Raw genomic sequence first — 8,668 nt, 5'->3', positions numbered from 1 at the left:
CAGATCGAAATCATTCTCGACGCGGGCGGCCTTGAGCTCAATGCAGCGGTAACCGGCGATATTCCCATCCCGCGGCGCTGGTTAAGCTTTACGGTTTATGCCGACAACCCTACCAACGGTGGCAAAAAAATTATCGCGCAATCGGTATCTCCAGGCAAACTTCTTTATCTAAACTCTGGCACCTATAGCGTCGTTTCACATTTCGGAGAAGTCAATGCAACCGCAAAGGCAGATCTTCGGGTTGAGCCGGGCCAACTGACTTCAGCCACGCTATACCACAAGGCGGCTCAGGTCACATTCAAACTTGTTTCAGAACCCGGTGGCGAAGCGATTGCGGACACGTCTTGGATCATCAAAACGCCTGATGGGCAAACCGTCTACCAAGAAAAAAGTGCTTTCCCGCAAACTGTTCTGGAACAAGGTGAATACATATTGATTGGCAAGCTGGGTAGCCGTGTATTCAACCGCGAATTTGAAATTGTGCCGGGCTTACCGCGTGAAATTGAGCTTTTGGCAGACGCTAACTGATCCGATAGCAAAGTTGGTGCGTAACTCCCACAACAATATGCGGGAGCAAAATATGGCTAAACTCAATCTAATGTCGGCAGCGCTCATTGGCGTGCTATCGATCACATCCAGCGCCATCGCTGGCCAATTTCCTACCATTAAGGCACAAAACCTGAATAAGGTTGAGATGAATTTGCCTCAGGATTTTGGCGCGCGACGATCAATTGTCATGATTGCTTATACTCAAGGACAGCAAGATGATGTGAATACTTGGTTGCCTTTCCTTGACCAAGCATCCAAAAAATCCGGCGTGAAATACTATGAAGTACCTGTGATTTCATCAGGCTACAGTTTGATGAGCGGCTTCATTGATAATGGAATGCGTTCGGGCATCTCAAGCAAATCAACCCGCGCAAAAACCATCACACTCTACACAAATGTGTCCAAATTCAATCGCGAAGTGGGGGTAAGTGGCAAAGGCTCCGTCCATGCAATCTTGATCGATCGAAATGGCAAGGTGCTCGCAAATGTAAGCGGCGCCTACTCCAAGGACAAAGCAAAGAAGATAAGCGCCGCTCTATAATCAAATCAATCTATTGCTAGCGAAGGTCCGGAGGGGTTCCCTCGGCGACCAACATAGCAATTGCGTCCTCGACGGGCATGACCTTTTGGCCTTGTTCCCCCAAGCGGCGAACGGAAACGGTTCCTTCGTTCGCCTCACGCTCGCCGAGGACAAGAATCGCCGGCACTTTGTTTGTGGAATGCTCACGCACTTTATAGTTGATCTTTTCGTTGCGGAAATCAGTTTCAACCCGAATGCCCGCAGCTTTAAGCTTTTCAACCACCGCCAATGCTGCCGGATCAACGCTTGACACAATCGTTGCAACAACTGCTTGAGTTGGTGCCAACCAAACAGGCATACGACCTGCATGGTTCTCGATCAGAATGCCGATAAAGCGCTCGAGTGTTCCAAGCACAGCCCTGTGCAACATCACTGGAATTTGGCGAGAACTGTCTTCAGCAATGTAAGAAGCACCCAATCGTTCGGGAAGAACGAAATCTAGCTGCAAAGTACCACATTGCCATGAACGGCCAATCGCATCCTTCAAGTGGAATTCGAGTTTTGGCCCGTAAAACGCGCCATCGCCTTCAGCAATTTCAAAATCACGGCCCGTTGCCCGCAAAGCATCGCCCAAGCCTTTTTCAGCTTGATCCCAAACCTCGTCAGATCCCGCCCGCATTTCAGGGCGTGTAGCCAACAAGATTTTGACTTCGGTAAAGCCCATATCCTCGTACACTGAATCAAGCAGTGCACAGAACGCTTCAGTTTCGGACGTCACCTGATCTTCACGACAGAAAATATGGCCATCGTCCTGAGTCATTTGGCGCACACGCATTAGCCCGTGCAAAGCGCCATGTGCTTCGTTCCGATGACAACAACCAAATTCCGCCAAACGCAGTGGCAAATCGCGGTAAGACTTGATGCCTTGGTTGAAAATTTGAATATGCGCAGGGCAATTCATTGGTTTTAGGGCCAGCAGTTTTGCGTCTTGCTCAATTTCCAAATGCTCAGAATCGGAAGAAAACTCAATATCTGGCACAACAAACATGTCTTCGCGGAACTTTGACCAGTGGCCAGATTGTTCCCAAAGCTTGCTGTCCATCAATTGTGGGGTTTTCACCTCACCATAACCAGCATTGTTCACCTTGCGGCGGATATATTGTTCCATCTGATTATAGATGGTGTAGCCTTTTGGATGCCAAAAAACCGAACCCTGTGCTTCTTCTTGCAAGTGGAACAAGTCCAGCTCTTTGCCAAGCTTCCGGTGGTCACGCTTTTCTGCCTCTTCAATCATATGAAGATAGGCATCAAGCTGCTTTTGGTTGGCCCAAGCAGTGCCATAAATGCGTGACAACATTTTGTTGTTGCTGTCACCGCGCCAATAGGCACCCGCAACCTTTGTTAGCTTAAACGCAGTGCCAATGTCTTTTGTGGTACGCATGTGCGGTCCACGACAAACGTCCATCCACTGGCCTTGCTTGTAGATTTTCACATCTTCATCAGCAGCAATCGCGTCAATCAGCTCAACCTTGTACTCTTCGCCCTTGGCTTTAAATACACGCTTAGCTTCCTCGCGGTCCCAAACTTCTCTCGTGAACTCCGCACCGCGCGCGATGATTTCTGCCATCTTTTTCTCAATGGCGACAAAGTCTTGCTCGGTAAAATGCTGGTCGCGCGCAAAATCGTAATAAAAGCCATTTTCGATTGAAGGGCCAATGGTGACTTGAGTATCTGGCCATAGCTCTTGCACGGCTTCAGCCAAAACGTGCGCACAGTCGTGACGGATCAGCTCAAGCGCATCATCATCATCGCGCAGCACAAATTCAATTGCACCGTCTTGCTCAAAGGCTTGAGCAAGATCAACAATTTCTCCATCCACTCGCATGGCGACTGTTTTTTTCGCCAGTGATTTGGAAATGGAGTTTACGATGGTGGTGCCGGTGGTACCCCGAGGATATTCTCGAACAGCACCATCAGGAAACGACACATTGACCATGATCTTTCTCCATTTCATATAAAAATCGCCGCGGCAGCACTATTGCGCCACGATCGGTCAGAAAAGTTGCTTTAACATGTTTTGGAATTATTTCCAGCGCCCAAATCGCCAAGGTGCATACCAACGCCCATTTGAAGGCAATTTTTCTGGAACTGGGTCAAATCCGTCACTACCGCCGGGCCGACATCTATAAACACGCCCTGCCCCCATCCACCCGCCAGACCAAAAACCGTAGCGCTTGATCGCATCCATGGTGAATTCAGAACAGCTTGGCGCATGGCGACATGTTCGTCCCATAAACGCAGAAAGGCTGTACCGATAGATCAAGATTAGGCCGACGGCAGTCCATTTGAACGGGAAATCAATGATCAAGCCAATTGTGCGGAGCATCAACTAGCTCGTTCTTTTTGAGCGACTTCATAGGAATCAATAGCATCAACAACCGCGTCAAAAACCAATAAAGTTGAGGCGTGCCGCGGTTTGTAGTCTCGCACGGGTTCAAGATACTTCAAGTCTTCCCATTTGCCGGACGGTGCGGCTCCATTAGCCTTCAGCATCGCCACCATTTGAGTGCGCACAGTGCGCAATTCATCCAGCGTTGAGCCAATAATCTGCTGTGCCACAATCGACGCAGATGTCTGCCCCAGCGCGCACGCATTTACATCGTGAGCATAATCGACAACCCGATTACTTTCAATTTTGAGTTCAACATCAATGCTCGAACCACAAACACGTGAAACGCGACGTGCCGTTGCATCCGGCGCTTCAAGCGGATGCATTTGCGGCAAGTTGCCCGCAAGCTCAAGAATTCTGTCGCTATAAATCTGGTTGATACTCATCGTGCCATCATCACAAAGTTGGGTACACACTTGTTTATTGTTACACCATTACCTTATATAGGGCGAGTTACGAGAAACGCCAATGCCCGGAAATTTCGATAAGGCGTTCGAAATTGTGAACCGTTCAGCCATTGTGTGAGTATTAAAGGTCGACGCCATCAGGAGATGATTATGGATGCGACCGCCAAACCTATAAAGCCAACTATTGTGGCCGAAAAAGACGTAAAGCGTCCGACCCGCGAAGAAGCTGAGGCCGCAGTCAAAACACTTATAGCTTGGGCTGGTGACAACCCAGAACGTGAAGGCTTGCTCGACACGCCAAAACGCGTGGTTAAAGCCTACGAAGAGCTCTACGAAGGCTACGGCCTTGACGCACAAGAAGTCTTAAACCGCACCTTTAATGAAGTGGGCGGTTATGATGACATTGTATTTGTGCGCGATATCCCGTTTTTCTCGCATTGCGAACATCATATGGTGCCATTTGTTGGCAAGGCGCATATCGCCTATTTGCCAACCGAGGGTGTTGTTGGTTTGTCAAAACTCGCACGCGTTACGGATGTATTTGCCCGTCGCTTGCAAACACAAGAAACCCTGACCGCCCAAATCATCGACGCTATTAATGATGCGCTAAACCCGCGTGGCGCTGCGGTTATGCTGGAGGCCGAGCATATGTGTATGTCGATGCGCGGCATTAAAAAGCACGGGGCGTCAACCATCACGCAAAGGTTTACTGGTGTCTTTGCTGAGGAACCAACTGAACAGCAACGCTTCTTTTCACTCCTTAATATGAATAAGGGCTAAACCCAACACGTCCAGGGTGGCCCAAAATGACGAGCTTTTCATGTCAGATTTCATCGACCCAGGAAGCATGACCAAAACAGAACTCGAGGCGGGAAACGTTTTCGCCCCCCGATTTGATGAAAATGGTCTGATTCTAGCTATCACGTGTGATGCAGATTCAAACGAACTGCTGATGGCCGCCTATATGAACAAAGAGGCCGTCAAACTAACCCTTGAGACCGGGTTTGTGCATTACTATTCAAGATCGCGCAAAAGCCTTTGGAAAAAGGGTGAAAGCTCCGGCGAGCTGCAAAAATTCGTCGAAATGCGCACAGACTGTGATCAAGACATTTTGCAGGTACTTGCCATTCAAACAGGCACTGGTGCAGCGTGTCATACCGGCAGAAAATCTTGCCTTTACCGCAAAGTGGTCGCCAAAAATGGAAGCCTCAGCCTTGAGGACCTGGGTATGTCGCCACTTTTTGACCCTGATGAGAAATATAGCTCCTAGAATCAAAACGGCCGACGCTCTAACCACGCGACCATGAAATACCCAGCGACATATCCGCCGAGATGAGCTTGCCACGCAACGGACCCACTAATACCGACGATGCCAGGCACTAAGCCGAACAAAATGTTTAGCGCCAACCAAAACCCGGCAAAGCTCAAAGCGCGTCTATTCTTAACAATGTCGGTCAAACTAGCAAGTTTTCGGCCCAATACATGCACCTCGCCAGTGGCCTCATCGGTGTACATTTCTACCGGTTGAAAGACGAATCGGGTGGCGCCGCCGATGAAGGCGGAAACTGCGCCCGAAGCGCCAATCAATATAACAAAACTGCTGCCCGAAATGGCGCCAAACGCGAGCGCCCCAACTGCTGACCCAAACAAGAACACGGCGATGAACCCAATGTTGCCGTATCGCCGTGCAACTGGGCTACCAAACACCGCGAGCCACGCCAAATTGAAGATGAAATGCTGCCACCCGACATGCAAAAAAGCGTGTGAAAACAAAGTGTAATAGCGCGCAAACTCACCGCCGCGAAATTCAGCAGGCAACTGATCACGCAAGGTGACATAGCCAAATTGAACGAAGAAATGGTCATAGGCCTCCGGCGTTAGCATCAGTTGTGCCGCAAGATGAATGGAGAAAAGAAGTCCAATTGCTGCCGCCACAATAAAAGGCAAATTAAAGGCAGGTGGGTTCGCGTTTGGATTAGGCGTGTCGCCGTGACCTGGTGGTAAGTTCATAAAAGCTCCTTGCCCCCCTTATGCCCGTTCTTTGAATACTTTTCCACAACCAGCCGCTGCGTTAACCTTAATAAAGCTTTAAGGGCGATTTTTTCGTCAATTTGGTCCAGATTGATATCAAGAAATAAATAGCGAACGAGGCCGAACTGAGCACCGACAAAATCGGTACTAGATGGTTTGATGCGGGGAATATGACGAATATGCAGATGCAAAGCACGCAGCGGCTCTACAAATATTGGAACGAATTGCGTGGCACACGCAGCGCGCCAGAACGTCGCGATGTCGATCCGACTAAGATCCGCAATGCCCTAGCAAATACCTTCATTCTGGAGTCTTCACCGGACCAAGAGACATTTAATTTCCGGTTGGCCGGCTCACACATCTGCTCAACCTATTGTCGTGAGTTGAAGAACCGTTCGTTCGTTGACCTTTGGCACCGCCGCGACAAAGACGCAATCGAGACGCTCATCAAAGCGGTCACAGATGATCATGCGGCAGCGCTTGTTACCTTTAACGCCACTAGCCAGCATAATGCTCAATTGACATTTGAAGCCCTACTGCTGCCCCTTCGGCATAATGGCGCTACGAATAACCGCATCATCGGATCGATAACAGCTTTTGAAGAACCACTGTGGTTTGGCACTCAGCCCATTATGGAACAACGGATTTCTGGTCTGCGCCTGATCTGGCCGGACGATCAGAGCAATGAGTTCTCTGGCCGAGACCTGAGCACAAGTGTTGAGTTGGAAGAGCGCGAAGATGTGATCGACATTCGCTCGAATTTTGGTCAAAACTCCAAAGTCTACGGCATCAATGCTCGCCGCTATGCACATTTGGCTGTAATCGACGGCGGAAAACAGTAGTTTAAAGCGCTTTGCCATTACACTCGGTTAACTAACTCGATGCTATTGTTGAGCAAGTTGATCAGAACATTGGCAAACAAGCCTTATGCACACGCAAGCTCTACAAACAGAGACCGTAGATTTGGTTGAACCAGGTCGCTTCCAACGTGTCAAAATATCTTTGCTTGGCCGTTATATGCTGGCTGATCGACGCGAGTTCCCTTGCCAAGTTGTGGAGATGTCCCCCGGGGACGCCGTTATTATTGCGCCCGAGATGGGAAAGCTTGGCGAACGGGTCATTGCCTACATCGATCACCTGGGTCGCATCGAAGGTACAATACAAAAGGAAGCTGATGGTGGGTTTGAAGTAAGCGTAAACGCTTCCCCGCGCAAACGCGATAAGCTCGCAGCGCAACTCACTTGGTTTGCAAACAAAGACATTCTGAATCTTCCAGAGGATCGCCGCCACGAACGTCAGGTCCCTGATATTCGTCATTCGCGCATCATCTTGGAAGACGGACGCAACTACCGTTGTAAAATCGTCGACATTTCTCTTTCCGGTGCTGCGGTTGAAATTGATGTGAAACCTGCGATGAACACTCCCATTACATTGGGGAGGATGCGCGCAACTGTAGTACGGCATTTTGATGATGGCATTGCCGTTGAGTTTTCTTCAGTACAAGAAATCTTCACCGTCGTTCAAGCAAGCTTGCGCTCAGAATAAACCTAATCAGATCAGCGAACAGCGGCCCGCCATTTGAGCGGGCTTTTTTACGTCCTCCTCAAAACTATACTTAACAGCACCTGAATCTAACCCATTGTTTTTGAATAAAAGTCTGCCGGTTTATTTTTCAAGCCCGAAATTTCCAATCTCCATAGTGGTCCTCGTCAGGGAGACTACAAATGGAAAACATCAACCGCCTAATTCGCAATTGCTTGATTGGTATGGCAGCACTCACAATATTTGCTGCGCCAGCTTATGCAATTTCATCAAATGCAGCTTTCGTCGCCGAAATCAAAGAAACGTCCATTCCAATGGGCCACGCAGCATTTTGCAAGACGCGCCCAACAGAATGCGGGCAAAACTCAAAACTTATTTCTTACGAAGAACTCACTCAGGACAAATGGCAACAGCTGCTCAACATCAATGCTCAACTTAATGCGGAGATCAAACCAATTAACGACATCGATCTTTATCAGACTGAAGAGTTTTGGACCTATCCACGCGGCTACGGAGATTGTGAAGACTATGTTTTGGCCAAGCGCAAAGCGTTGATTGCTGCAGGCTGGGCTCCGAGCACCCTATTGGTAACGGTCGTAATGCAAAAATCTGGTGAAGGACATGCCGTTCTCACCGTCCGCACAGATCGAGGCGACCTAATTTTAGACAATCAAGAAGGACTAATTAAAGTCTGGAGTGAAACGCCATATACGTTCATTAAGCGCCAATCGCAAGTTCATGCAGGCCGATGGATGGAACTCGCAGATAACCGCACGTTTACGGTCGCTAGCAACTAGACCATTCGTGCGATATCAGAAAATTTCGGCCTAACTTCCAACCCTGACACCGGCCGAAACACAAAGACCAGCTTTCCCCGAGGCTGGTCTTTGGCTTTTTTAAAGTTACTTGCGCTTTCAAAGAACTTTTGCAGCATTCAAATAGTGCTGTCCACGATTGACGTACCCCATCGCATGAGCGATCCGGTCATCAAATGTTGATGGATCGAGCTGCTTTTTTATTTTGCCAGGCATCCCAAGTACCATCGAAAACGGTGGAATATGCTGGCCCTCTGTAACAACAGCTCCAGCACCAATGATCGACCCACGTCCGATCACACAACCATTCATAACGGTTGCCCCCATGCCCACAAGCACGCCTTCTTCAAGAAGG

Annotated in this window: 11 protein-coding genes and 1 pseudogene; 7 read left to right on the top strand and 5 right to left on the bottom strand. The window is 49.0% G+C overall.

The annotated features are described in order from the left end of the window. Both Q0231_RS03495 and Q0231_RS03490 read left to right on the top strand, forming a co-directional pair. Nucleotides 1–528: pseudogene (locus Q0231_RS03495) on the top strand (hypothetical protein); the annotation flags it as partial. 52 nt (nucleotides 529–580) lie between these two features. Continuing rightward, nucleotides 581–1,090, top strand: a complete 510-nt coding sequence (locus Q0231_RS03490; protein ID WP_299345130.1) for a hypothetical protein — start codon at nucleotides 581–583, stop codon at nucleotides 1,088–1,090. Between the two features lie 16 nt (nucleotides 1,091–1,106). On the opposite strand, the gene thrS is transcribed toward Q0231_RS03490, so the two are convergent. The 3 genes from thrS to Q0231_RS03475 all read right to left on the bottom strand — a co-directional run bounded on the left by thrS (nucleotide 1,107) and on the right by Q0231_RS03475 (nucleotide 3,904). Beyond that, on the bottom strand, nucleotides 1,107–3,065 hold the full coding sequence (thrS, locus tag Q0231_RS03485) for a threonine--tRNA ligase (RefSeq protein ID WP_269394382.1): 1,959 nt from the start codon (nucleotides 3,063–3,065) through the stop codon (nucleotides 1,107–1,109). Between the two features lie 87 nt (nucleotides 3,066–3,152). Beyond that, a complete protein-coding gene (gene yidD / locus Q0231_RS03480) occupies nucleotides 3,153–3,455 on the bottom strand; it encodes a membrane protein insertion efficiency factor YidD (protein ID WP_299345127.1) in 303 nt (100 codons plus the stop codon). Further along, nucleotides 3,455–3,904, bottom strand: coding sequence for an iron-sulfur cluster assembly scaffold protein (locus Q0231_RS03475; RefSeq protein ID WP_299345124.1), 450 nt, complete (start codon nucleotides 3,902–3,904; stop codon nucleotides 3,455–3,457). Before Q0231_RS03475 ends, yidD begins: the two co-directional genes overlap by 1 nt. 171 nt (nucleotides 3,905–4,075) lie before the next feature. Here Q0231_RS03475 and folE point away from each other — a divergent pair, with 171 nt between their 5' ends. Next, on the top strand, nucleotides 4,076–4,705 hold the full coding sequence (gene folE / locus Q0231_RS03470) for a GTP cyclohydrolase I FolE (protein WP_299345121.1): 630 nt from the start codon (nucleotides 4,076–4,078) through the stop codon (nucleotides 4,703–4,705). 40 nt (nucleotides 4,706–4,745) lie between these two features. Then, nucleotides 4,746–5,195 (top strand): phosphoribosyl-AMP cyclohydrolase, encoded by a 450-nt coding sequence (gene hisI / locus Q0231_RS03465; RefSeq protein ID WP_269393938.1) that lies wholly within the window; start codon nucleotides 4,746–4,748, stop codon nucleotides 5,193–5,195. Between the two features lie 2 nt (nucleotides 5,196–5,197). Here hisI and Q0231_RS03460 read toward each other — a convergent pair whose 3' ends face one another. After that, nucleotides 5,198–5,935, bottom strand: coding sequence for a rhomboid family intramembrane serine protease (locus Q0231_RS03460; protein ID WP_299345117.1), 738 nt, complete (start codon nucleotides 5,933–5,935; stop codon nucleotides 5,198–5,200). Between the two features lie 191 nt (nucleotides 5,936–6,126). On the opposite strand from Q0231_RS03460, the gene Q0231_RS03455 reads away from it, so the two are divergent. From Q0231_RS03455 to Q0231_RS03445, 3 genes are all read left to right on the top strand, one after another. Continuing rightward, entirely contained in the window at nucleotides 6,127–6,798 is a 672-nt protein-coding gene (locus tag Q0231_RS03455; protein ID WP_269393936.1) for a PAS domain-containing protein, read from the top strand. An 85-nt stretch (nucleotides 6,799–6,883) separates the two neighbouring features. Further along, nucleotides 6,884–7,501, top strand: a complete 618-nt coding sequence (locus Q0231_RS03450; protein WP_269393935.1) for a PilZ domain-containing protein — start codon at nucleotides 6,884–6,886, stop codon at nucleotides 7,499–7,501. Between the two features lie 179 nt (nucleotides 7,502–7,680). Then, nucleotides 7,681–8,295, top strand: a complete 615-nt coding sequence (locus tag Q0231_RS03445; protein ID WP_299345112.1) for a transglutaminase-like cysteine peptidase — start codon at nucleotides 7,681–7,683, stop codon at nucleotides 8,293–8,295. A gap of 117 nt (nucleotides 8,296–8,412) precedes the next feature. Here Q0231_RS03445 and Q0231_RS03440 read toward each other — a convergent pair. After that, the coding region (locus tag Q0231_RS03440) for a gamma carbonic anhydrase family protein (protein ID WP_367274464.1) at nucleotides 8,413–8,668 on the bottom strand (256 nt) is incomplete at its 5' end.

It is taken from the genome of uncultured Maritalea sp. (assembly GCF_937139385.1).
GTDB classification, from domain to species: domain Bacteria; phylum Pseudomonadota; class Alphaproteobacteria; order Rhizobiales; family Devosiaceae; genus Maritalea; species Maritalea porphyrae_A.
Note: the sequence above shows the minus strand (reverse complement) of the source record. Positions and strands in the feature narration are given on the sequence as shown.